This is a genomic window from Rothia similimucilaginosa, from assembly GCF_029850875.1.
Lineage (GTDB): Bacteria > Actinomycetota > Actinomycetes > Actinomycetales > Micrococcaceae > Rothia.
This window is the reverse complement of record NZ_JAOVAM010000002.1, coordinates 63,543-87,887: the sequence shown is the minus strand read 5'-3', so window position 1 is coordinate 87,887 and position 24,345 is coordinate 63,543. Positions and strand designations below refer to the sequence as shown.

At 59.5% G+C, this 24,345-nt stretch carries 16 protein-coding genes and 1 pseudogene; all 17 read right to left on the bottom strand.

Features of this window, described 5'->3' with window-relative positions; genetic code table 11:
- Positions 1–37: 37 nt before the first annotated feature.
- The 17 genes and pseudogenes from dnaE to QFX05_RS01900 all read right to left on the bottom strand — a co-directional run bounded on the left by dnaE (position 38) and on the right by QFX05_RS01900 (position 24,264).
- Positions 38–3,580, bottom strand: a complete 3,543-nt coding sequence (gene dnaE, locus QFX05_RS01980; protein WP_279740477.1) for a DNA polymerase III subunit alpha — start codon at positions 3,578–3,580, stop codon at positions 38–40.
- Between the two features lie 90 nt (positions 3,581–3,670).
- Complete coding sequence (locus QFX05_RS01975) at positions 3,671–4,657, bottom strand: RluA family pseudouridine synthase (RefSeq protein WP_254756133.1); 987 nt, start codon at positions 4,655–4,657, stop codon at positions 3,671–3,673.
- A gap of 133 nt (positions 4,658–4,790) precedes the next feature.
- Positions 4,791–5,456, bottom strand: a complete 666-nt coding sequence (gene lspA / locus QFX05_RS01970) for a signal peptidase II (protein WP_279740475.1) — start codon at positions 5,454–5,456, stop codon at positions 4,791–4,793.
- Positions 5,457–5,760: 304 nt separating this feature from the next.
- Positions 5,761–6,300 carry a DivIVA domain-containing protein gene (locus QFX05_RS01965; RefSeq protein WP_254756137.1) on the bottom strand — a complete coding sequence of 180 codons (540 nt, stop codon included), beginning with the start codon at positions 6,298–6,300 and terminating at the stop codon, positions 5,761–5,763.
- A 447-nt stretch (positions 6,301–6,747) separates the two neighbouring features.
- A complete protein-coding gene (locus tag QFX05_RS01960; RefSeq protein ID WP_279740473.1) occupies positions 6,748–7,047 on the bottom strand; it encodes a YggT family protein in 300 nt (99 codons plus the stop codon).
- Positions 7,048–7,057: 10 nt separating this feature from the next.
- Positions 7,058–7,369 (bottom strand): annotated as a pseudogene (locus QFX05_RS01955) (cell division protein SepF); the annotation flags it as partial.
- Between the two features lie 787 nt (positions 7,370–8,156).
- Positions 8,157–8,993 carry a YggS family pyridoxal phosphate-dependent enzyme gene (locus QFX05_RS01950; protein WP_279740472.1) on the bottom strand — a complete coding sequence of 279 codons (837 nt, stop codon included), beginning with the start codon at positions 8,991–8,993 and terminating at the stop codon, positions 8,157–8,159.
- A gap of 19 nt (positions 8,994–9,012) precedes the next feature.
- Positions 9,013–9,861, bottom strand: coding sequence for a polyphenol oxidase family protein (locus tag QFX05_RS01945; RefSeq protein WP_279740470.1), 849 nt, complete (start codon positions 9,859–9,861; stop codon positions 9,013–9,015).
- Positions 9,862–10,009: 148 nt separating this feature from the next.
- The gene (ftsZ, locus tag QFX05_RS01940) at positions 10,010–11,191 is read right to left on the bottom strand and encodes a cell division protein FtsZ (protein ID WP_279740468.1); all 1,182 of its coding nucleotides are present in this window, start codon (positions 11,189–11,191) and stop codon (positions 10,010–10,012) included.
- 196 nt (positions 11,192–11,387) lie between these two features.
- Positions 11,388–13,010 (bottom strand): cell division protein FtsQ/DivIB, encoded by a 1,623-nt coding sequence (locus tag QFX05_RS01935; RefSeq protein ID WP_279740466.1) that lies wholly within the window; start codon positions 13,008–13,010, stop codon positions 11,388–11,390.
- Between the two features lie 9 nt (positions 13,011–13,019).
- Entirely contained in the window at positions 13,020–14,519 is a 1,500-nt protein-coding gene (murC, locus tag QFX05_RS01930) for a UDP-N-acetylmuramate--L-alanine ligase (protein WP_279740464.1), read from the bottom strand.
- Positions 14,519–15,619: an undecaprenyldiphospho-muramoylpentapeptide beta-N-acetylglucosaminyltransferase gene (gene murG, locus QFX05_RS01925; protein WP_279740463.1), complete on the bottom strand. Its 1,101-nt coding sequence runs from the start codon at positions 15,617–15,619 to the stop codon at positions 14,519–14,521. Before murG ends, murC begins: the two co-directional genes overlap by 1 nt.
- A gap of 183 nt (positions 15,620–15,802) precedes the next feature.
- The gene (locus tag QFX05_RS01920) at positions 15,803–17,959 is read right to left on the bottom strand and encodes an FtsW/RodA/SpoVE family cell cycle protein (protein ID WP_279740460.1); all 2,157 of its coding nucleotides are present in this window, start codon (positions 17,957–17,959) and stop codon (positions 15,803–15,805) included.
- A gap of 149 nt (positions 17,960–18,108) precedes the next feature.
- Entirely contained in the window at positions 18,109–19,695 is a 1,587-nt protein-coding gene (murD, locus tag QFX05_RS01915) for a UDP-N-acetylmuramoyl-L-alanine--D-glutamate ligase (protein WP_279740459.1), read from the bottom strand.
- Positions 19,695–20,900, bottom strand: coding sequence for a phospho-N-acetylmuramoyl-pentapeptide-transferase (mraY, locus tag QFX05_RS01910; protein WP_279740457.1), 1,206 nt, complete (start codon positions 20,898–20,900; stop codon positions 19,695–19,697). The genes murD and mraY overlap by 1 nt, the downstream gene beginning before the upstream one ends.
- A 6-nt stretch (positions 20,901–20,906) precedes the next feature.
- Positions 20,907–22,526, bottom strand: coding sequence for a UDP-N-acetylmuramoyl-tripeptide--D-alanyl-D-alanine ligase (locus QFX05_RS01905; RefSeq protein ID WP_279740455.1), 1,620 nt, complete (start codon positions 22,524–22,526; stop codon positions 20,907–20,909).
- On the bottom strand, positions 22,519–24,264 hold the full coding sequence (locus QFX05_RS01900) for a Mur ligase family protein (RefSeq protein ID WP_279740453.1): 1,746 nt from the start codon (positions 24,262–24,264) through the stop codon (positions 22,519–22,521). Before QFX05_RS01900 ends, QFX05_RS01905 begins: the two co-directional genes overlap by 8 nt.
- Positions 24,265–24,345 lie beyond the last annotated feature (81 nt).

Genomic DNA, 24,345 nt, shown 5'->3' with positions numbered 1-24,345 from the left:
CACTCTGAGTCTTACCCCTCGCGGGGACCTTCTACCGTTAGCGTCGAATACAACTCGGGCCGAAAATTGTCTTAATCTCACCGAAGAGGCTCGGGTTCGGTTCCACGCGCACACTCGGATCCAGCAGCACCAGCTGCTCCTTATCGCGGGTACGCACAAGCATGCGCACATCCGCGGTGCCCTTATGGTCGCGCAGGGTCTCCTTCAGCTCCTTCAAGTTCACCTCGGTCACCAGGTACTCGGGTACCATAATGGTGATGGGTGCGGCGCGGCCGTCATCGCTGATTTCCAGGATCTGCAGTTCCTGCGCGCTCATGTTCACACTGCCGTCATCGCGGCGCTGAACGCGGCCACGAATCGAGCAGATGAGGTCGTCCGCCAGGGCGGCGCCCATCGTCTCGTAGGCGCGGGAGAAAAACATCACCGTAATGGTTGCGCCCGAGGGGTCTTCCAGCTCCACGGAGGCGTACTGGTTACCGCTGGACTTGGCGATACGGCGCGAAACGCCGGTGAGCATACCCGCAATGGTAACGGTTTCACCGTCGCGCACGTGCGAATCTTCACCGATGATATCGTGCACCGAATGGTTTGCGGCATCCGAGAGCGCACGCTCCAGGCCACGCAGCGGGTGGTCCGAAACGTACAGGCCCAGCATGTCACGCTCAAAGTTCAGCTTCTCGCGGCGCTCCCAATCCGGTACCTCCGGGATGGTCACGGTCAGCTCATCACCCAGAGCATCATCCATGCCGAGGGAACCGAAGAGGTCGAACTGACCCGCCGCTTCCTTACGCTTGACCACCACGGCCGCATCCACCGCCGCCTCGTGAATGAGGGACAGCGAACGGCGCGTATGGCCCAAATCGTCGAAAGCGCCCGCCTTAATAAGCGACTCAATGGTGCGCTTATTGCACACCTGCAGCGGCACCTTCTTCAGGAAGTCGTTGAAGGACTCGTATCGGCCCTTCTCTTCGCGGGCGGCAATCATACCTTCGACCACGTTCGCGCCCACGTTACGGATTGCGCCCATACCGAAGCGAATATCGTCACCGACAGGGGCGAAGGTCAGGGTGGACTCGTTCACGTCCGGTGCGAGCACGGTAATGTCCATGGCGCGGCACTCATTCAGGTACAGCGCGAGCTTGTCCTTGTTGTCGCCCACGCTGGTCAGCAGCGCAGCCATGTACTCCTGCGGGTAATGCGCCTTCAGGTACGCCGTCCAGTACGACACCAGACCGTACGCAGCCGTGTGTGCCTTGTTGAACGCGTAGTCGGAGAACGGCAGCAGAATATCCCAGAGCGCCTTAATAGCTCCCTCAGAGTAGCCGTTAGAAATCATGCCGTCGTGGAAGGTAGCGTACTGCTTATCCAGCTCCGCCTTCTTCTTCTTACCCATCGCACGGCGCAGCAAGTCCGCCTCACCCAGAGTGTAGTTCGCAACCTTCTGAGCAATCGCCATCACCTGTTCCTGATACACAATCAGGCCGTAGGTGGTGTCCAGAATATCCTTCAGCGGCTCTTCCAGCTCGGGGTGGATCGGCTCAATCTCCTGCTTACCGTTCTTACGCAGAGCATAATTGGTGTGCGAGTTCGCACCCATCGGGCCCGGACGGTACAGCGCCAAGACTGCCGAAATGTGCTCGAACTCCTCGGGCTCCATGAGCTTGAGCAGCGAGCGCATCGGGCCGCCATCGAGCTGAAACACGCCGAGAGTGTCGCCGCGCGCCAGCAGACGGTACGATTCCGGGTCATCCAGAGAGAGGGACTCAAGGTCCAGGTCAATGCCTCGGTTAGCCTTAATGTTCTCCACCGCATCAGAGATGATGGTGAGGTTACGCAGACCCAAGAAGTCCATCTTAATCAGGCCCAGACCCTCACAGGTGGGGTAATCGAACTGGGTAATGACCTGGCCGTCGGCCTCGCGGCGCATCACGGGGATCACGTCCACGAGGTCCTTGCTGGACATGATCACGCCCGCAGCGTGCACGCCCCACTGGCGCTTCAGACCCTCCAAGCCCTTCGCAGTTTCGAATACCTGGCCGTAAATCTTATCGACCGGGTCCTCAATGAGGGCGCGCAAATCTGCCGCCTCGGCGTAGCGCTTATCCTCTTCGTTGTACACATTCGCTAGGGCGATGTTCTTGCCCATGACATCCGGCGGCATCGCCTTGGTGAGGCGCTCGCCAACCGAGTACGGCTGGTCCATCACGCGGGAGGCGTCCTTGAGCGCCTGCTTCGCCTTAATGGTGCCGAAGGTGACAATCTGTGCGACCTTCTCTTCACCGTACTTTTCGGTCACGTAGTCGATAACTTCGCCGCGGCGACGATCGTCAAAATCCACATCGAAGTCGGGCATGGAGACACGGTCGGGGTTGAGGAATCGCTCGAAAATCAGGTCGTGGTCGAGCGGGTTCAGGTCGGTAATACGCATCGCGTACGCGACCATGGAGCCTGCACCGGAACCACGGCCGGGACCCACGCGAATACCGTTGCGCTTCGCCCAGTTGATAAAGTCTGCGACCACGAGGAAGTAGCCCGGGAAGCCCATGGAGGTAATAACCCCCACCTCGTACTCTGCCTGCTTGCGCACAGCGTCGGGAACGCCCTGCGGGAAGCGGTAGTGCAGGCCCTTCTCGACCTCCTTCACGAACCAGGATTCCTCGTTTTCGCCCTCGGGCACGGGGAAGTTCGGCATGTAATTCGCCTTGGTATTGAACTCCACGTTGCAGCGTTCGGCAATTTCCAGGGTGTTCTCACACGCGCCGGGAATGTCACCGAACAGGGCGTACATCTCTTCTGCCGAGCGCAGGTAGAAGTTATCCGCGTCGAACTTGAAGCGCTTGGGGTCGGTAAGGGTCGAGCCGGACTGCACGCACAGCAGCGCCGCGTGGGCCGTGTTGTCTTCCTGGCGGGTATAGTGCAGGTCGTTGGTTGCGACGAAGGGCAGGTTCAGCTTCTTGGCGAGGCGGTGCAGATCCTCCTGGACGTTGCGTTCAATGTCCAGGCCGTGGTCCATGACCTCGCAGTAGAAGTTGTCCTTGCCGAAAATATCGCGGAATTCGCTCGCCGCCTGGACTGCCTCATCAAACTGACCCAGGCGCAGGCGCGTCTGAACCTCACCGGAGGGGCAACCGGTGGTCGCAATTAGACCCTTCGAGTAGGTCTGCAGCACCTCACGGTCCATACGCGGCTTGTACAGCTGACCTTCCAGCGAAGCAATCGAGGAGGCACGGAACAGGTTGTGCATACCCTCGGTGGTTTCAGCCCACATCGTCATATGGGTGTACGCGCCACCGCCGGAGACGTCGTCGCGGGAACCGTCGCCCCAGCGCACACGCGAACGGTCGGTGCGGTGCGTGCCGGGGGTCAGGTACGCCTCCACACCAATGATGGGCTTAATGTCGTGCGCTTTAGCCTGGCGCCAGAAGTCGAAGGCACCAAAGAGGAAGCCGTGGTCACTGGTCGCCATGGACTTCATGCCGAGTTCTTTAGCGTGGGTGAACAAGTCGCCCAGGCGCGCGGCACCGTCGAGCATCGAGTACTCGGTGTGCACGTGCAGGTGCGTAAATTCTTTGGTTGCCACGGGAATCTCCTGGAGGTATGGGCTGGAGGATGGGCGGTGAAGGTGAAGCTGTGTGCGGCGGCGTGCGGGCGGCTATAGCTAGCCGACTGTCTAGCCGAGCTGAACCTTACCCTCGCGCAGAGCGGTCAGCGCGTAGGACAGGTCGAGCGGGTACTCGCTGTTGAAGGTTACGCGCTCGCCGGTGCCGGGGTGATCGAAGCCCAGGCGGTGCGCGTGTAGCCACTGGCGGGTCAGGCCCAGTTCGGCGCTAAAGCGCGGGTCGGCGCCGTAGGTGAGGTCGCCGCAGCAGGGGTGGCGCAACGCAGAGAAGTGGACACGAATCTGGTGGGTGCGTCCGGTTTCCAGGTGTACCTCCACCAGCGATGCGGGGCCGAAGGCTTCGAGCACATCGTAGTGGGTAATGGAGTTGCGTCCGTCTTCGACCACGGCGAACTTCCATTCGTTGCCGGGGTGGCGGCCAATGGGTGCGTCAATGGTGCCGTGCAGCGGGTCGGGCAGGCCCTGCACGAGGGTGTGGTAGACCTTGTCCACGGTGCGTTCCTTGAAGGCTCGCTTGAGTGCGGTGTAGGCGCGTTCGCTGCGGGCTACGACCATCAGGCCGCTGGTGCCCACGTCCAGACGATGCACGATGCCCTGGCGTTCTGCCGCGCCGGAAGTAGCAACCGAAATGCCCTCGCCCATGAGCGCGGAGATAACGGTGGGGCCGTGCCAGCCCGGTGAGGGATGTGCCGCCACGCCTGCAGGTTTATCCACCACGACGATGTCGTCGTCCAGGTGCACGATGCGAAAGCCGTCCACCTTTTCGGGGCGGATGTCCGCCAGATCACGCGGTGCGGGTGCATCCACGACGACTTCGTCCCCTACGGACAGCTTGTAGGACTTGCCGATTTTCACGGCCTTGCCGTTGTTGGTCACGGTCACGTGGCCGTCACGAATCCACCCGGAGGTGCGGGTGCGCGGCGCGTCGAGGGCACCGGCGAGCGCGGCGTCCAGGCGCATACCGGAAAGCGCGCCTTCAACGGTGAATTCGGCGCGGATACGTGCCGATTCTTCGGTGGCGTTGGTAGTTTCGCTCATGCGGCTCTCCTTCGGGTGGTGCTTGCTTTAGTTGTCTGTGTGGGAGGGGCTGTGTGAAAACGTCTCTGTGTGAAAACGTCTGTAGGCGCATGTGGCTACGATGTAGCCGAGCCATGTAGCGGAGGAGGGAAAGCTACTTGGCGCTCTTCGCTGCCCTGTTCTTCTCAGCCGCGTTCTTGTCACCAGCCAGAGCCTCGTCAGCCGAGGTTTCGTCAGCGGGCGCCTGCACGCGGGTGCCGTTGAGGTTCAGACCTTTGAAGTTCAGCAGCACGATGAACGCCATGCACACGCAGATTGCGGAGTCTGCAATATTGAAAATCGCGAAGTTCGGTACGGAAATAAAATCGACCACGTGGCCGGAGCCGAAGCCGGGCTCACGGAAGAGACGGTCGAAAAGGTTGCCGCAGATTCCGCCGAGCAGGCCACCTAATGCGAGCGTCCAGGACAGGGCGCGGGTGCGGCGTAGCAGGTACAGTACCACGGATGCGGCGGCAATCATGACGAGAGTGAAGGCCCAGGTGACGTTCTCGCCCATGCTGAATGCGGCGCCAGAGTTACGAATCGAGTACCACCACAGCAACCCGTCAATGACGGTAACGCGTTCCCCCAACTGCATCTGAGTAACGACTAGGTATTTCGTGCCCTGATCGATAGCGAACACGACGGCGGCAAGCACGAGCGCGAGAATACCCGCGGAGCGTCCAGAAAGGATGCGCACGCGGTGACCAGTAGCTTCTTCGGCGGCGTTATCGGCTACCTGTGAGACTGAGGATTCAGCAGTCTTGGGGATGTTGGTCATAGCTCTCCTCTAGTCTGTGCCGGTTGCTGCGCCTACGGTGTGGCGGCCCTGCGGTGCGGAGGCGGGATGCGCTCGCGTTCGATAGTGCCCCTCTAGCTTAGCAAATCGGGGTAGTGCATCGAGTATTCTGTGGTGATTTTGCGGGTACTCTCCCGCGCTTCGCACGCTGGATTCTTGAGTCGTGCCGGGCGGACATGAGAATACCGCCCGGTTCTCTCGATCCCCCCAGTGAATAGCGGTGGAAGAGAAAGAATCCGAGCGGCATACGCCTCAAAGCGTCGTTAGCTTATTCAGACACGCTGTTTTATGCGGAAGCCTCGATAGATTTGAGGTTCTTGAGCTCCTGAACCTGTGCGTCCAGGTGCTGCAGCAGCTTGGAGCGGTAGCGGCTCTCGAAGCCGCGCAGAGCCTCAACAGCGACCTCCAGCTCTTCCTTCTCGTCGGTGAGGCGAGAGAGAATCTCTTCGCGCTGCTGCTGAGCTTCGCTCACCATAGCGTCTGCCTTCTTCTCTGCTTCTTCGAGCAGTTCCGCCTTAGCCTTTTCGCCCTGTGCCACGTAGTCGTCGTGAACCTTCTGTGCCATGGCGAGCAGTGCCGCCGCATCCTGAGGTCCAGACGGTGCCGCGGAAGACTGTGCGGGTGCTACAGCCGCTGCGGGGGAATCGGGTGCGTTTGCAGAGAGCTGCTCAACCTGGCGTTCGAGGGTATCACGCTCGGAGTAGAGTGCACGCAGTTCGACAACGAGCTCGTCCAGGAAATCGTCGACCTCGTTGCGGTCGTAACCGGACTCTTCGGTCACGACCTTGAAGCTCTTAGTGATCAGGTCTTCGGGGGTGATTGCCATGGGCTTCTCCTCTAAGTATCTCTACGGGGTTGGTGATGAATTAAGTGCAGCGAATTCGCCACCCCAATAGTTCAGTGGTATGGCTATACCGCGATGCAGTCATTGGCACCAATTCTACTATTCTTTGGTTTCTGTGCCCGGTTATATATCGGCTGAATAACAAAATATGTACTCGGCACAAGGGTGGGATTCACCACGTGACGCGTCCTCCCATATCCCCCGCCATATCAGGCTCAGTATCTGCTGACAGGTGCATTTCTCATCATCTGATGTAGCTCGCAAACCCAGCTTGTAACCTGTCACGGAAAGCTACCTCAGCCACGGAGCGGGACACCGCAATCAATCCAGCAAACAGGCACAGAAAACCCCGCCAGCATTCCAACCCACAGGGTTTAGAGCGCAGGCGGGGCTCTACAACATTGTTCTCTAACCTCTCAACGGAGCGGTTTAGGAGAATACCGCGGTCATCCGCATCATAATGCTCAGCAGCAGAGACAACACAACAATCAAAATCAGGAAGCCGGTATCCAACGCAACGTTACCCACACGAACCGGCGGGATCAGGCGGCGCAGCTGGTTCATCGGCCAGTCCGTCACCGCGTACACGCCGCTGGCGAAGAGTAGCACAAAGCCCTTGGGTCGCCACTCCGGAGCGAACATGCGCACCCAGTCAAAGAGCATGCGCAACAGCATCGCAATGTAGAGAACGTAGACAACGATTGTAATGAGGGCGAAAATATAACCCATCTATCAGTCCTTAGCCCTGGTCGAAGGGGAATTCGCCGTCGGTCTCAAAGCCGGCGGGAACCTCGGAATTAGCCACGCCCAGAACCTCCAGGTTGGAGGGGGTCAGCAGAAACACCTTAGCGGTGACGCGCTCAATGCGGCCTTCCAGCGCGAATGCCAGACCGGATGCAAAGTCCACCAGGCGCTTTGCGTCTGCGTCAGGCATTTCTTCCACGTTCATAATCACGGGGATGTTCTCGCGGAATGCCTCACCAATGATCTTTGCGTCATTGTAGGAGCGGGGGTGGATAGTGGTGATACGGCGCAATTCGTCCTCTTCTTCCTCGTAACCGTAGGTGTATCCGTTGGTTTCTTCGGGCTCGTAGCCCTGGTCGTAGTAGCCGTCGTTGGAGTACGTCTCGGCGTACTGCTCGGTGTATTCGGTATTCGGCACCGGGGTGTCCTCCCAATTGTCTGCGCTGACGTCGTCCCAAGTCTGCTCGGTTTCCGCCAGATCAGCTGTGGTTTCAGGTGTATGAGCGGTGGCGTATGCCGCTGCATCTACGGTTGCTCGTCCGTCGGCAGTTTCTTCTGCGTCCAGATACTCGGTTTCTGTACCGTCATCGTAGCTATTAGCTTGCTGGTACACTTCTTGTTCAGTATAGGGGGGTTCGTCCTGCAGGTGGTAGGTTGCGCTCTGCGACTCGGCAACGCTGTACTGTGCTGAGCCGGGCAGTGCTGAGAGCCTGTTAGAGCTGTCGGTCTTCTGTGCTATAGCAGCCTGCCCTGCGGAGGCGTTTGCCTCCCGGCGGGAGTCAGCCTGCACAGCCTGCGGGGATTCTTCCGGCGTCGTCTCAGCGTTCTGGTATCGTTCCAGGCCGAGGAAACCCGCCAGACGGCTTTGTTTCGCCATGATTCTCTCGCTGTTCTTTCACGTTGGTGGTGTACAGGTTCTGCCGTAGTGCGTCATCAGAAGGTGTGTGCGTAACGGTACGCCATGCACCGGCATGTATATATTACCAGCGCACGCCCCGCGCAGGCGGTCAAGGGCACCGATGATTATGCCGCAGTTTGTACCGAAAGCAGTCCAGAGTGCGATAGGCAACGCACGGCGCGTAGCTTGGGCGAGGCTAGAGCGCCGGGCGCTTACCCATGATGTCGCTACCCACGCGCACGCAGGTCGAGCCCCAACGCACCGCAGCCTCCAAATCCCCGCTCATACCGGCAGAAATCTCGGTCGCATGCGGCACCTGCTCACGCACCAGCAACGCCAGCCCGTAGAGCTTCTCAAATGCCTCATCAGGGTTCATTCCCAGCGGCGCCACCGCCATCACGCCACCACAGCGCAAATGCTCGTGGTTCTCGATGCGCTCCACCAACTCCAGCAGCTCAGAGGCGCTCGTACCACCGCGCGCGCCCTCAGCGGCGTGGCCAGCCGTCGCAACCTCTGCCAGGGACACCTGCACCAGGCAGGTCAGCGCACCCTGCTCCGCCGCCGCGGGTGCGGGTGCCTCCCCCGCCTCGAAGCGCGCGAGCTGGTTTGTGTACGCCTTCGCCAGCGCGTCCGCCAGGGAGGGGCGGTCCACTGAATGCACGCTGGAGGCGTACTTGACCACAGACTTCGCCTTATTCGTCTGCAACTGGCCAATAAACGCCCAGTGCGGGGGCTGCACCTCACGCTGGGCGCAGTAGGCGGCAAGCTCGCGAGCCTTCGTACTCGCCTCCTGGTCGCGGTTCTCACCGAAGAGGGCCACTCCCCCATCCAGCAGCGCCGCTGCGTCAGAGGCGGGGAAGAACTTCGTGACCGTCACCAGCTGCACTGAGGCGCTCGCCTCAGTACGCACCGCGCTACGGTCCTGCTCCGCGGCGCGGATACGCGCAAGCACGCGACGGTAGTTCTGCAGTAGTTGCTCGGCGCGTTCGGGAGTGTAGTGCAGGTTCTGTTCTTCTACATTCATCTCAGGCATCTTCTCTCCTTCAGCGTCTCTACGCGGCGGGCTCTTCCAACTTCTGAACCCACACCAGACCCGCGATGCGGCCCGGCTTCTCACCGCGGTTCGTGAACCCGCGATGTGAATACACCTCAGGCTCCTCAAACGTGCACCGCGCACAGTCCATGCTCACCTGCACGCCCGCCTCTTCCAGCACCGCACGGGCGCCGGCGGGCAGATCCAGTCCGGGGGTCTGCTGGCTGGTCACCGCATGCACCTGCGGAATCAGTTCAGTGGACTCGGCGCGCATATCTTCGGGTACCTCGTAGCAGCTACCGCAGATACTCGGGCCCAGCCACGCGATAATTTTCTCCGCGCCGAGCTGACGCATCCGCTGCACGGTCTGCTGGAGTACACCGTCAAGCAGGCCGCGGCGGCCAGCATGGGCTACCGCAAGAATCGGCTGCCAGTTCGCGACCCGCTCACCCACCAGCACCACCGGTATGCAGTCCGCCACCATAATCGCCAGGGGCACACCCTCACTGCTGATGGCGGCATCGGCGACCGGGGAGTTCTCCAGCACCGCTCGGGCACGCTTAGCGGTACGCTCCTGCGGGGCACCGGGCGCGTAGGATTCCACCGCGTAGTCTTCCGGGCGGGCAATCTGCACACCGTGCACCTGGTTCAGGTAAAAGAACGGGTCGGTACCCAGCGCTTCCTCCAGGGCGGCACGGTGGTTGAGGGTACGCACCAGGGATGCGTCCATACCGCCACCGAGCTCATCGTCCACGTGCAGGCCCAGGTTGCCCGCCGCGCGGGAGGTGAAGCCTACCCGCACACGCCAGGGGCCCAAGGTGAGGGTATCGGCAGAGGCAAGTAACGAAGGTTTGGGATTATCGCTCATCTTCCATTCCTTATCAGAGGTCAGCGGGTATAACGGCGGGTATAGCAAAGGGGAGCCGAGAACAGCACAATGTGCGTGTTTCTCAGCTCCCCTATAGCTTCATAGGACTCTCAGCCGTGCAACGCTTAGGCGTTCACAGCCGGGCAGACTACTTCAGGAAGTCAGGGACGTCCAGGGTGTCGCGGCGAGCCGGAGCTTCCTCCACAACTGAGGGAAGGTCAACGTCGAAGCCAGCAGCGCCGGTGGAAGCCGGAGCAGCAGCGGGTGTGTTGTAGCCGTAGCCGTTAGCAGCCGGAGCGGTGGAACCGCCGAAGGATGCCTGGGTGCGCTGAGCCTGGGTAACTGCAGCAGTGGAAGCGTTGGAGTTGGTCTCCGGGTTCACTGCGTCGAAGCCAGCAGCAATCACGGTCACGCGAGCCTCATCGCCCAGTGCGTCGTCAATAACAGCACCGAAGATGATGTTTGCATCGGGGTGAGCAACTTCCTGAACCAGGCGTGCAGCCTCGTTGATCTCGAACAGACCCAGGTCTGAGCCACCCTGAATGGACAGCAGAACGCCATGTGCACCGTCGATGGATGCTTCCAGCAGCGGCGAAGCGATAGCCAGCTCAGCTGCCTTCACGGCACGGTCCTCACCGGATGCCGAGCCGATACCCATCAGAGCCGAGCCTGCACCCTGCATGACGGATTTAACGTCAGCGAAGTCAAGGTTAATCAGGCCGGGGGTGGTAATCAGGTCTGTAATGCCCTGCACACCGGAGAGCAGAACCTGGTCAGCGGACTTGAATGCGTCCAGCATGGAGACGTTACGATCCGAAATCGACAGCAGTCGGTCGTTCGGAATAACGATCAGGGTATCAACCTCATCGCGCAGAGCAGCGATACCGGTCTCAGCCTGGTTGGAGCGGCGACGGCCTTCGAAGGTGAAGGGGCGGGTCACCACACCAATGGTCAGAGCGCCGAGGGAGCGGGCAATACGTGCCACGACGGGTGCGCCACCGGTACCGGTGCCACCGCCCTCACCTGCGGTCACAAAGACCATGTCTGCGCCTTTGAGGACTTCCTCAATTTCCTGCGCGTGATCCTCGGCTGCCTGACGGCCAACCTCGGGGTTTGCGCCCGCGCCAAGACCGCGGGTCAGCTCACGACCAACGTCCAGCTTAACGTCTGCATCGGACATCAGCAGAGCCTGAGCGTCAGTGTTGATAGCAATGAACTCAACGCCGCGCAGACCAACCTCAATCATGCGGTTGACTGCGTTGACGCCACCGCCGCCGATACCAACGACCTTGATGACTGCCAAGTAGTTCTGGGGAGTTCCAGCGTCCATGTATTCCTCGATTGTTCCGTGTTCCAGCTTCGGAAGACCCGCAGCTTAATCTAAGCCTAAAGGTTTCCTCTAAAGAATGACTTTATCTGCTAGGATACCAAACTGTTTTTGCTGGTTCCTAGTCACAAAGCGCAATTACCCCCTCTTTTTGTGGATTTAACACAAAAAGGGAGGATATAGCGCCTGAATGGTTCCCCTATCGGGTCACCGGTACGCGCGGGGCAGACACATCGTAGATGGTCACATTCTGCATCTGTGCTTCGGAAGATTTCTCTTCCTGAGCACGCTTGGCAATAGCCTGGCGCAGGGAGAGCAGGACCTTTGCCTTCAACTCGCTCTCTTCAGCGGTTCCCCACTGCACCGTAGTATTATCCCTCAAGGTTATAGTGATACTTGAGGTTGAGGTGGCACCAGCTTCCTTAACCTGAACTAGAAGTTCAGAGGGCATCGCCGAGAGCACCGTAGAAATGGTGCGGAATTCGTCCGAAGTCTTCGGATCATCACCGCTGAAACGAACCAGCGGCACCGAAGTATCGGGCTGAGTCGCCGACTCGAGCAGGCTCACACCATCGCTATCAACAGTATGGTACGTATCTCCCTGCTTCACAACCGCAACAGCGGTACGCTCCTTCAGGGTCACCACCAGCTCATGCGGCGGACGGCTCTCCACCTGCACGCTACGAAGCAGGTTATCCTGCCCAATCAGCTCACGCACCTTCTTCTCGTCAATGCGAGTGAGCGGAACCCCGCGCAGAGGCCCCAGCTTCTGCTCCACCTGAGTGGTTTCCAGCAGGGATGTGCCGCGCACTGTAATCTTCTGAGTCGCCAACAGGGGCGAGAAGAAGACCAGCACCACGTACAGTACCGCAATAATAGCCAGCACCGAGGCGGTGTACAGCAGCTTACGGGCACGAGTCAGAGGCACACGCTCCTTACGGGAGCGCTCCTCAGCACGCAGACCGTCTAGGCCCGGATCCTGACGCAGACGCTCACGGTGAGCCTGACGGCTCGCACGCTCGCGTTCCTTCTCAATCTCCGCTGCACGCTGCTGCTCACGCTCGGCACGCCAACGACCAAAACGGCTCGCGGGGCGAGGGTCTTCGGCAGCCTTCTCCCCCGCCTTATCGGCGCTTTCTTCAGCCTTCTGAGCGACAGACTCTTCGTGAGATTCAACAGAACCGGCAGATGCTTTGCCAGCGGTGGACGCCGACTTCTTGTCAGCGTCCTTATCGCTACCCCTATCTACGCTCTTCACCAACTGCGAGGATGCAGTCTGAGCAGAGCCGCTCTTCGAAGAAGAATCCTCAAACGCCTCAACATCAAACAGCTCGGGAGCGTGCTCCACCTCAGACACGGTACGACCGGTCATCAGCGCCGAACGCACCGAATCCTTCAAAGACTGCGCCGAAGAATGAACCTCCGAAGCGCTCTTGGACGCCGAAGATTCAGAATTCTTCTGCATTGAAGCCTTATGCACAGGCTTACGCGGCATGTGTCGAACGGAACTCGAAGACTGAGTAGCGGCAGACTGCGCAACAGCAGGCTGTGCAGAAGCCTCGGAGGCTACAGACCCAGTAGGCTTCGTAACATCAGTCTGAGCAACACCAGTCGGCTGAGGTTCAGCCTGAGGCACTTCAGCCTTTGTTACCGAAGCCTTCACCTGCTGAGGTGGCACGGACTTAGCCTGTACCGCCTCAACCGGTGCCACCTCAGTCTTCGCATTCTCAGCTACTTGCTGAGCACGCAGACGAGCACGCGAACGCGGAGCCTTTGGCGCGCGCGAGGAGGAATGCCCCTCCGCAGAGAGACCAGAACTCATCGGCACAGCCTAAGCCTCCGACTTCTTCGACTCGCCACCGTGACGGATCCCCAAGGACTCCAGCAGACGCGCACCCAAAGCGGTCACGTCACCAGCGCCCACAGTCATCACAATATCGCCGTCCTGAGCGCAGGTCACAATATCCTCAATAGCGCCCTCAGCGGTAGCGTAACGAACCTCAGAGAAACCAGCACCGGTAATCAATTCACTGGTTACCCCCTCAATCGGCAACTCGCGAGCAGGGTAAATATCCAGCACATGAGCGCGGTCAGCCACCGACAGGGCCTCCGCGAACTCCTTCGCGAACTCACGAGTACGAGAGAACAGGTGCGGCTGGAAAATCACGTACAGGCTATGACCATCAGCCACGGTACGACCGGTCTCCAGGGCACGGAAAACCTCAGTCGGGTGGTGCGCGTAATCATCAAAGACCTTCACACCAGCAACCTCACCGCGCAGGGTAAAGCGGCGGTCAGCACCCACAAACTCAGCCAGCGCACGAGCAATATCAACAGCCTCGTAACCAGAAATCAACGCCGAAGCAAAAGCAGCCGAAGCGTTCAGCTGGTTATGAATACCGGGCACCTTCAGCGCAAGATTCTGCTGGCCTTCATAACGCACACCGCGGCACTCAAAAGACCAGGAAAGGTGCGAAGAAGAGGAAGAACCCGCGCTGGTAATCTCGCTAATGCGCAAGTCAGCATCCTCAGACTCACCGTAGGTCACAACGGAAACACCCGCCGCACGAGAATGAACCGCCAAAGCCGTCGCACCCTCATCATCGGCGCAGGTCACCACAACACCGTTAGGTGCCAGCGAACCCACAAAACGGTTGAACGCCTCAAAGACACGCTCGTCCGTCTTATAGAAATCCAGATGGTCCGGCTCAACATTCGTCACCACAGCAATAGCCGGGCGGTAACGCACAAACGAGCCGTCCGATTCATCAGCCTCAGCCACAAAAATCGACTCGGGGCCCTGAGTACCTAGATGGGCGTTCGTGCCGCGACCAGTAATCACAGTACCCACCGCGAAGGACGGCTGTGCACCCAGCTGATCAAACATCACAGAAATCATGGAGCTGGTCGTGCTCTTACCGTGAGTACCGGCAACAGCAACCACCTGAGACTCACCCATCACAGCGGCGAGCGCCTCAGAACGATGCAGCACACGCAGACCTTGCGCACGAGCGGCAGCAAGTTCCGGGTTATCCTCACGAATCGCAGTAGAAATCACCACGGTATCAACATCCACAATGTTCTCAGCCTGCTGAGGAACAGCCACACGAGCACCCGCAGCACGCAAAGACTCAACAGTAGCCGACTCGGCGCGGTCAGATCCGCTCACCGTCACACCAGCCTGCAGCATCAAAACGGCAATAGCGCTCATACCCGCACCACCAATGCCGATGAAGTGCACACGACCCAACTCGCTCATCTTCGCACGCTCAGGGAACGGCGGGTTCAGCGGTGCCGGCAGCACCATCTCAAGATTCATCAATTCAGTCATTACTTCTCAGCTGCTTTCAATACTGCTTCAGCCATAACGCGTGCCGCGTCACGGATACCAAGTTCATACGCCGCAGCGCCCATGCGCTCCAACTCCTCCGGATTCGCCATAAGAGCCGGAATCTCACGGGCAAACCACTCACCGGTGACCTCTGCATCCTTCACCAGCAGAGCCGCAGACGCCTCCACCAGAGAACGAGCATTCAGAGCCTGCTCACCATTACCAATGGGAAGCGGCACAAAAATCGCGGGAACACCCACTGCAGCAACCTCACTGACAGTCGCCGCGCCCGAACGCACCAGCAGAAGATCAGCGGCAGCGTACACATCCTGCATGCCGTTGCTGAACTCAATCTGACGGTAATTCGGCTCACTCAACGGCTCACCATTCTCATCCAGAACAGTCTTACCCTTACCGGTAATATGCAGAATCTGGAAGTCCCACTCCGCAAAGTGGTCACGGCACGCCGCCACCGCATTGTTCAGGCTCTGCGCACCCAGCGAACCACCGGTGACAATCACGGTAGGCTTCTGCGGGTCCAGACCCAGGTTACGGCGAGCCTTCGAACGGTGCGCCTCACGGTTCAGGTAGGCAATCTCATCCTTCATCGGCATACCTACCAGGGTTGCGCGCGGGAAAGGAGTGTTAGGGAATGCAACACCGGTGAACTTAGCGAACGTGCCACCCAGGCGGTTCGCCAAACCGGGCTTCGCGTTCGCCTCGTGAATCACCACGGGAATCTTAGTGCTCAACGCCGACAAATACGCTGGCGGGCACACGTAGCCACCCACGCCAACGACCACATCCGCATCTACATCCTTGAGGATGCGGCGGGTCTTCGACAGGCCACCCAAGAACTTAGCGGGGAAAGCAAAAGCTGCACGGTTGATGCTACGGGGGAACGCCGCACGGGGAATAAACTCAATATCGAAACCAGCTGCCGGAACCAGCTCGGCTTCCATCTTGTCCGCAGTGCCCAGCATCAGAATCTTAGCGTTCGGCTCAAGATCACGAACCGCACGCGCAATCGCGAGCATCGGATTAATATGACCGGCGGTGCCACCACCGGCGAAGACTATAGAGCGCGTCTTCTTCGTCATAGATCTTTCTCCCAACACATCGATACAGGATTATTTTACGCTATCGCATCTGTTCAATAGAGCGCCCCCGCCGTCGAGCTATGACTCAACGGCGAGGGCTTTATCTCTTATTCAGTGCAAGTGGAGGCTCAAATAGTAGCCCGAACAGCATGCTCCGGCCGCGAGCCTTTCACCCTGCAGAGGCTAACTCTGCCTGCGGGTGCCGCGCTGAGCCGAGTTCCGAGCCGCGCCCTGAGCCGGACGCTGCACCTGCTGAGCGTCATCCTTCGGAACACCCTTTGCCTGGGCGCCCTGTCGCGGCGTTGCCTGACGCGGAGCACCCTGTCGAGGGTTGCCCTGTCGCTGGGCACGACGCTGACGATCCTCAGGATGCAACGGCTGCAGACCCGCAGGCAGCAAACCCGACGGACGGTGCTGCGCGCTACGGAGCTGAGCACCACGAGGCTGCTGCACTCGCTTCTGAGCAACAGGCTGCTGAGCGGTACGAGGCTGAGCGGAGCGCTGCTGTACAGCCTGCTTCGGTGCAGCTTGCTTCGGAGCCGAGGGCATCTGGTCTGCAGGCTTCGCAGCGGTCGCCTTCTGAGCAAGGCGAGCCTGAGCGGGACGACCCTGCGTGGGCAGCCCACTCGCAACACGAGCCTGCTGACCGGTACGAGGCTGAGCGGATGCCTTCTTCGGAGCTGGGTTCGTCGGTGCAGGCTTCTGAGAGACCTTCTGCTTCTGGGCCTCGGCCTTCTGCTCCGCCTTCACAGGGGTAGCTTCCTCACGAGCCTGCGCCGCCTCCTGACGACGACGAACCTCCTCCTCGTGTATACGAGCCTTCTCCTGACGGATACGCTTCTTCTCCTGCTCACGAGCCATACGTGCCAACTCACGCTGCTGATCCGGCGCAAAACCCAACCAGCGGCGCAACGTACTCTCCGGACCAAACATCAGCGCAAACGGGTTATGTTCCTTCAGTAGGTGGCCACCGGCAGCCGCACGAGCTGCCTCCTCCTGATTCAGCACAATCTGCAACGGCGTACGACGCTTCCAGTCAGCATTCGCACGACGAACCTCACGCGCACTCTGGGTTTCAATATTCGACGGTGCCGCTGCGCCACGCATCGGAGTCTGCCACGCAAACGCCAACAACAAACCCGCCGCAAGCAACGAGGACAACAGCGACGAACCACCATAGGAGACAAACGGCAGAGGCACACCAATCACCGGTAAAATACGGGACACCATGGCCATATTGATAATCGCCTGAGAGCTCAACCAAATCATGATGCCGCCCGTAGCCAAACGCACCAGGGGGTCAGTAGTGCGCAGCATAATACGCACTGCGCAGTACACCAGACCTACATACAGCAGCAGAACTGCCAAAGTGCCCAGCAGACCCAGCTCCTCACCAATAATGGCAAAAATATAGTCATTATGCGCCTCAGCCAGGTAGTTATACTTCTGACGCGACTGGCCCAGACCAACACCGAGGAAACCACCGGTTGCCAGCGCCACCTCACCAGAATTCGCCTGATCGCAGTTAGCGTTCGTACACGAACCCCAGATACCGAAGATACGAGCCACACGGTTCGCGCTACTGAAAACACCCAACAGCGCCAGCATCGCAAACGCGCCGCCAATCTTCAGCAACGAGCTACGAGAAGCACCCGCCAGCCACATCATGCCCACAAAGATGAAGCCATACACCATGGCGGTACCCATATCGCCACCGAGCATAATCAGCAGCACCAGGGCGCCCACACCATAAATCGAGGGGAATAGAGTACGCCAAATGCTGTGAGAAATATCGCCGTGACGGCTGTACACCCATGCCAGCCACATAATAATCGCCAGCTTCGAAAATTCCGATGGCTGAATCTGCACAACGCCGGGGATTTTCAGCCAGTTACGGTTACCGTTCACCTCAACGCCAACAACCACCACAGCAAGCTGCATGACCAACGCGGAAATCAGCATCGCGTTCACCACAAATTTCTTGTGGTAATACCCAACAGGGATACGCGTAATACCCACCATCGCGATCACACCAAGAACCAAGAACATGATCTGCGAGGAAACCTGTGAAAACGGCGACTGCCCCTGCGAAATCATGGTGACGCTCGACGCCGACAGCACCATAATGCAGCCAAAAATAGCCAGACCCAGGGTGGTCACCAGTAGCATCACCGGTACATCCCACAGGTCAGCCTTCAAACCACGACGATACAGCCTATCGGCACGAGCACGGAACGGCGCAGAGAAATCCTCCAAACCGGCTCGCAAAGACGCCCAACGACCACTCGCTGTCGAACGCGTCGAAGAAGCCGAACGCGCCGAAGATGCGCTGGTACTCACATGCCCTCCTATAGGCCTCAACTGCCACGGATCCGTCGTGGCGAATACACGAAAAAGGTTCAGGGGTGGGACACCATGACCATCCCACCCCCGAGAAGAACCCGCAGAAAGCACCCCGGTCACCCGAGACACCCCCTACAGGCAACGTCCTAAGAGTCTGCCAGCTGAGCGGCAACAGCATTCGCAAACGCCTCACCGCGCACCGCATAATTCTTGAACTGGTCCATCGACGCAGACGCGGGAGCCATCAGCACAGTATCCCCCGGATGCGCCAGCTCAGCAGCCTTCGCAACGGCCGCATTCATCACGGTAACTCCGTCCGAAGAATCAGCCACAGCGGCAGTCATATTGTAGGTCGGAACCTGCGGGGCATGAGTCGCCAACGCAGACTTCAACGCCGCAGTGTCAGTACCGATAATCAGCACAGCCTTCAGGCGCTGAGCGTGGGCAGCAATTAGCTCATCGTACTCAACGCCCTTCGACAGACCACCAGCAATCCACACCAGAGACGGGTAGCCGCTCATCGACGCATTTGCAGCGTGAGGGTTCGTAGCCTTCGAATCATTCACCCACATGATGTCGTTCGCGTAGCCCACCAGCTGGTTACGGTGCGCACCAGTTTTGAAGGAACGCAGGCCCGCACCAACAGCCTTCGGGTCAATATCAGCCGCACGGCACAGCGCCGCAGCCGCCAGAGCGTTCTCCACGGTGTGCTTCGCCGGCATCTTACCCGGTGCCGGAGCCAAATCCTCCAGAACCGCCAGCTCATACGCCTCGTTATAACGGTTCTTCAAGAAGGCGCGGTCCACCATGATATCCTCAGCCAGTCCCAGCATCGATACGGCGGGCATCTCAGTAGAACTGAATCCAATCGCGCGGGCACCCTCAATAACATCCGCATTCTCAACCATGCGCAAGGTTTCCACGTGATCGGTGTTGAAAATACAAGCAACCTGAGTATGCTCGTACACACGAGCCTTATCAGCCTTATAGCCGTCGAAGGAGCCGTGCCAGTCCACGTGATCCTCAGCAATGTTCAGAACCACAGAAGCGTACGGGGACATCGAGTAGGTCCAGTGCAGCTGGAAGCTGGAGAGTTCCACGGCGAAGAACTCATAGGGTTCATCATCGGCAGTGGCGTACACGATGGGCATACCGACATTACCCACCTGAATAGACTTCTTACCGGCTGCATTCAGGATGGAATCCACCATACCCACGGTGGTGGTCTTACCGTTCGTACCGGTCAGGCACAGCCACTTGGGGGTCGGGCGGTCGCTACGCTCATTCAGGCGCCACGCCAGCTCCACATCGCCCCAAATCTGGATGCGACGCTCATACGCGTCGAGCATGACCGGGTGGTCGGGACGCACGCCCGGGGAGGTCACCACAAGCTCGGGTTCCTGACCATCCACCAGGGGCAGTGCACGCATGTGCTCGGGGCCGAACAGGCCCTCAACATTGCCGTAGGCGTTAGCGTACAGGTCAATGCGTTCACGCTTCTCCGGGGTATCAACCCCGTCGATGACAACAATATGTGCACCCAACTGGGCGAGCACATCGGTCACGGCGTCGCCGCTGGTACCCATACCCACCACAACCACGCGCAGGTTAGCCCAGGGAGAACCCCAGTGAGTCAGCTCCGCGAGTCGCTCATTCTCATACACCGGGTTCACCGCAATAGCGGCGGCGTTCGCTTCGATGCGAGCGGCAACCGGCTGTTCGTTAGTTGACATTAGTGAATCACTCCAGACGTCTGCGAGAACCAGTCACCGAAGAACAGCGCCAGAGCAACGAGCACGCAGAGGGCGTTAATAACCCAGAGGCGGAACACGGAGTTCACTTCGCCGCTGCTGACGGTACCGGGGACAATGCCCTTCTTATCAATTGAGTATTTGCCGTTGACACCGACCTTCTCCATGTGGTGGTGGAATGGAGTCATACGGAAGTAACGGTGCGCGTGCAGGGGCTTCTCCCCCGCTGCCACCGAACGCTTACGGCTGGTTTTGAACACGAACTTCTGCACGATCACAGAGAACACTTCCAGCACGGGAATCAGAGCGATAACCAGCAGGAGCAGCTCGGTGCGGGTAAACAATGCGAAAGCAACCATAGCGCCACCGAGTGCCAGGGATCCGGAGTCGCCCATGAAAATCTGCGCCTTCGACACATTCCACCAGAGGAAGCCAGCCAGCGAACCCACCAGGGATGCGGCAATCAGCGCCAGCGAACCAGGGTCGCGCACATCGTAGCAGGCGGTACCAGCACCAGCGGAGCAAGCGTGCACGTACTGCCAGATGCTTATGGTCAGGTAGCCGGAGAAAATAGTCATCATGATGCCGCCGGCCAGGCCGTCCAGACCATCGGTGAAGTTCACCGCGTTCGTGCCGGACAGGGAAATGATGGTAATCCAAGCAACCATCAGGATGCTGCCAAAGACCGCACCCGCCGCAAACAAATCAATGGGCAGGTCACGCACAAACGAGATAGCCGTAGACGCCGGGCGAGCACCCGACTCGTTCGGGAACTGGAACGCCAAGTACGCGAAGGGCAGGGCCACGCCCAGAAGACCGATGGTCTTCTGCTTCTCGGTCAGGCCCTCATTGCCTTTGTGACGGAATTTCATGATGTCGTCCGCTGCGCCCACGCCAAGCATACCCAGGGTGAAGGCAATGGTCAGCCACGCGGTAGCGGTCGGTACCGGTGTGGTACCGAAGAACAGGGCACTCACCGCCAGGGTCAAGAAGTAGGCGAGAATCGCCGCGGGGATAAAAATCAGACCCGCCATGGTGGGGGTACCCGCCTTATGCTGGTGAGCTGCCGGTCCTTCCTCACGAATCAGCTGGCCAAGCTTGAGAGACTTCATCTTCTTAATGAACACCGGCAGCGCGGTGAGGGAAATGAGGAACCCAAAGATTCCAGCAATGAGCACGGTAATCATAAAGCGCTACCCTTCCTTCGTGGTCTGTTCAGCCGACGTACGGTCGGCGTCAGCTGCGCCGTCCAGATGAGCGGCAAGGTGGTCGCTCAAATCGGTGGTTTCAACAAAGTCACCGGCAGAAAGCCAGGTCGGTGTCTGCTCCTCCTCAGCGCCGAAGGTGTACTCAGCGAAAGCAACCCGGTCGCCCAGAATGCCCAGCTTCGCACCGTTCGAGGACTTAAAGAGCACAATATCGCCGGAGCGAACCTCGGCGCGCAGAATCTGCTCTGCTTCTTCCGGGGTCTTAACCCAGGTCGCTTCATTACCCCATGAGCCTTCCAGGTGAGCCGCATTATAGGTGGGCTTCGTTTCGTCACCCACAGCAATCAGCTTAGAAATATTGATGCGCACCACGAGGCGGCCGATGCGGTCGTGTTCCTCCACGGAGGCGTCTCCGAGCTCCAGCATGGCACCCAGAACAGCCCAGGTGCGGTGCGGCTGACCGGTCACCGGGTCAATGGTGCGGCCCAGCTGCGCCAGAGTACGCAGTGCAGCCGCCATCGACTCGGGGTTCGCGTTGTACGCGTCGTTAATGACGGTCACGCCGTCAGCACGGTCGGTGCGAGCCATACGCCACTTCGAAGCTGCCGCCGCCTTGTTGAGCGCGCGAGCAATCTTCTCACCCGAAATGCCGCTGTTGTAGGCGATTGTCGCCGCAGCCAGCAGGTTGTGCACGTGGTGCTCACCGATCAGCTGCGAGGAAATCTCGTACTCGCCACCGTCAGGCAGGCGCAGAGTGAACTCGGGGCAACCGGCATCGGTAGTACGCAGGTTCAGCGCCGCAACATAGCGTTCGTAGGGGTGACCGTTCGCTTCGGTCTTCTCGCCCACGCCAAAGTAAGTAATGGGGGCAACCGAACGCGATGCCATGCGTAGCACGCGCTCATCATCAGCGTTCAGAGCCAGGGACCCGGTCGGCTGAACGCCCTCAGCCAGCTCACCCTTAGTGCGTTCAATATTGTCCACTCCGCCGAACTCGCCAGCGTGCGCGGTACCAACCTTCAGGATTGCGCCGTGGTCGGGGTGCGTAATATTCGCCAGGTACTCGATGTTACCCACGTGATCCGCGCCCATCTCAATGACCAGGTAGCGGGTGGACTCATCTGCCCGGAAAACGGTCAGGGGCACGCCTACCTCACTGTTGTAGGAGCCGACCGGGGCAACGGTCGGGCCCTCCGGGGTGAAAATGGCGGCAAGAAGGTCCTTGGTGGTGGTCTTACCGGCAGAACCGGTGATACCGATAACAGTCAGCTCACCCTGAGCGCGCATCTGCTCTATGGAGTAGCGCGCCAAATCGCCCATCGCCAGCACCACATCCGGGACCTGGACACTCGGGTACGGCACACCCTGCTCGTCGAGTACTTCACGCTCAACCAGTGCCAGGGTCGCACCCTTCTCAAACGCCATTGGAATAAACCTGTGGCCGTCAGTGACCGCGCCGGGCTTCGCCACGAACAGGGTACCTGTCTGTACCTCACGGGAGTCGGTAGTGGCGAAGTCTGCGAACACCTGCTCCTCACGACCATCCAAGCCGATAGCGGTGCCGCCGGTTGCTTCAATAATCTGGGCGGCGCTGAGCTTAATCATTCTTCACCATACCTTCAGCGGTCTTAGAGTCATTTTCATCGAGCATGAGCTGGTAATCAGGCAGAATCTCGAAACCGTGCGCACGCAGGGCGCGAGCAGTTTCAACACGGTCATCCAGAGCGATATCCACGCCGTCAACATCCTGTTCGGTTTCGTGGCCGCGGCCAGCAATCAGGATGGCATCGTGCTCGCCCGCCAGGGTAATTGCCGCGTCAATAGCGGCGGCACGCGGAGCGATATTCAGAATCTGGGTGGCTCGGCGGTTCTCAGCCCTCTGCGCACCCTCCTCGATGGCGGCACGAATCGGCTCGGGTGCCTCACCGTGCGGGTCATCATCAGTCACGATCACAATATCTGCGTGCTGTGCCGCAATCGCACCCATAATCGGGCGCTTGAGCTCGTCACGTTCACCGGTCGCACCGAAAACAATCATGACCTTACCCTCACCGGGGCGGCCCATCGCTTCCAGAGCGCGAGTCAGACCGTCCGGGTTGTGAGCGAAGTCCACAATCGCGTGCGGAGCCAAAGAAATCAGCTGCATACGACCCGGCACCACCGGGGTCAGAGCTGCACCGGAGGCCAGCTCGGGCAGCAGACGCTCACGCTCAGCGGAGTCAGTGTCCAGGTACGCCATGAGCGCCGCCAGCGCCGCATTCGAAACGTTAAAGTCAGCGGGCAGACCGGTGCAGCATTCAACGCTCTCACCGGCACCATTAGCCACGTGGAAGCGGTGGCCCAGGCCCTCACGCTGAACCTTCACCACAGCCCAATCGCGGGCACCAAACTCAGCGGGCACCTCAGCCAGACCGGCTCCGCGAGCAGTCACCAGACGGTGAACCTGCTGCGCACCCATCTGCTCACAAGCGGTGGAGAACATCTTCTCACCCCACTGGTCATCAGCAGTAATCACAGCCAGCTCGGCACGTTCGGGAGTGAACAATTGAGCCTTCGAATCGAAGTAGTGCTCCATGGTGCCGTGCAGATCCAGGTGATCCTGAGTCAGGTTCGTAAAGCCTGCAACCGCATACTTCACACCGTCCACACGGTGGTAATCAATCGCGTGCGAAGACACCTCCATCGCCGCGCAACGTACCTGCTGCTGACCCATAATCGTCAGCAGAGAATGCACGTGAGGAGACTCCGGGGTGGTCATCTTCGAAGGAACCGAGACACCATCAATCAGAATCTGAATAGTGCCAATCAGACCGGTCTTCACACCCAGGCCGGTGCGGAACACCGACTCCAGCATGTAGGTGGAGGTGGTCTTACCGTTCGTACCGGTGACCGCATAACGGTGAGTAGCAGGGAACGACGCTGAACCATAAATCAGCGCCGCCAAGGGACCGACGTACTCACGCAGGTTTTCAGTCACCAAGAGCGGCACTGGCGCCTTACCCAGCAGCTGCGCACCGGCAGTATCCGTCAAAATAGCGGAAGTTCCCAGCTTCAACGCAGCCTCAGCGAACTGTGCACCGTGCACCTTCGCACCGGGCAGAGCCACGTACAGGTCCTGCGGGCGCACGCCTCGGGAGTCCATGCTGATACCGGTAACCTCAACGGACTCACCGGGTTCAGACCCCTGAACGCCGTTAGCCAGCTGGAAGGTCACCTGAGCACCCAAGCCCTGCAGATGTTCGCGAAGGTGCGCCAAACTCACCGGGCGCACAGAATTCGGGCGCAGAGTCTGAGCGTCGCCGCCCAGCAGGTTCTGGCCGGGTGCGTGAGATGCGGTATCCATCGTCCTTCTTTCCTCCCCGCTGTCCGAAGCGGTGAGCTCTGTATGGTCAATGCGCTCAAGGCACACAGGGTCATTCAATAT